Origin of the sequence: Thioclava indica (assembly GCF_000714545.1) — a bacterium.
Lineage (GTDB): Bacteria > Pseudomonadota > Alphaproteobacteria > Rhodobacterales > Rhodobacteraceae > Thioclava > Thioclava indica.
The window spans coordinates 1-797 of the sequence record NZ_AUNB01000102.1 but is presented as its reverse complement, the minus strand read 5'-3'; the positions used below and the strand labels follow the sequence as shown (position 1 = coordinate 797).

Here is a 797-nt window from a genome sequence, read left to right as displayed (position 1 = left end):
TGTAAGTATCAAAGAATCCGTTCGGGATCAGTAGGTTGTGACGGCCCAGATCCTCGATCCGCTTCTCGCCACATAGCGCCATCGAGATGTCCAATTCCTTCTGGATCACCTCAAGCGCGCGGGTCACGCCCGGCTCGCCCATTGCGCCGAGCCCGTGGATATAGGCCCGCCCGATCATCACACCTTTCGCGCCCAAAGCCAGCGCCTTGAGCACGTCCTGACCGGAGCGAATGCCGCTATCCAGCCAGACCTCGGTCTTGTCGCCCACTGCCGAGACGATCGAGGGCAGCACGCGAATGGAACTTAGCGCGCCGTCCAGTTGCCGCCCGCCATGATTGGACACCACAATCGCATCCGCGCCGGTGGCCGCGGCCATTTCGGCGTCTTCGGGGCTGAGGATGCCCTTCAAGATCACCTTGCCGCCCCACATATCCATCAGCTTCTTGATGCGGTCCCAGTTCAGCGCCTGATCGAACTTTTCCGCCGTCCATGAGGCCAGCGAAGATGGGTCACCCGCCGTCTCGACATGGCCCACGATATTGCCGAAAAACCGCCGCTTGGTGCCCAGCATCTCAAGGCCCCAGCGCCATTTCGTCGCCAGATCCATCATCACCGGCAGGGTGAATTTCGGCGGCGCGGTCAGCCCGTTCTTCAGATCCTTGTGGCGCTGACCCAGCAGTTGCAGATCGACCGTGATCACCAGTGCCGAACAGCCCGCAGCGCGCGCGCGTTCCAGCACCTTGCGGTTATAATCGTCATCGGTGAGCGTGTAGATCTGGAACCAGAACGGCGCGTTG

The 797-nt window shown here is 61.5% G+C and carries 1 protein-coding gene; it reads right to left on the bottom strand.

What is annotated here, in order from left to right; translation table 11 throughout:
- Positions 1–797, bottom strand: a 797-nt coding sequence (locus DT23_RS18270; protein WP_038133747.1) for an alpha-hydroxy acid oxidase, incomplete at both ends; no start/stop codon positions are given.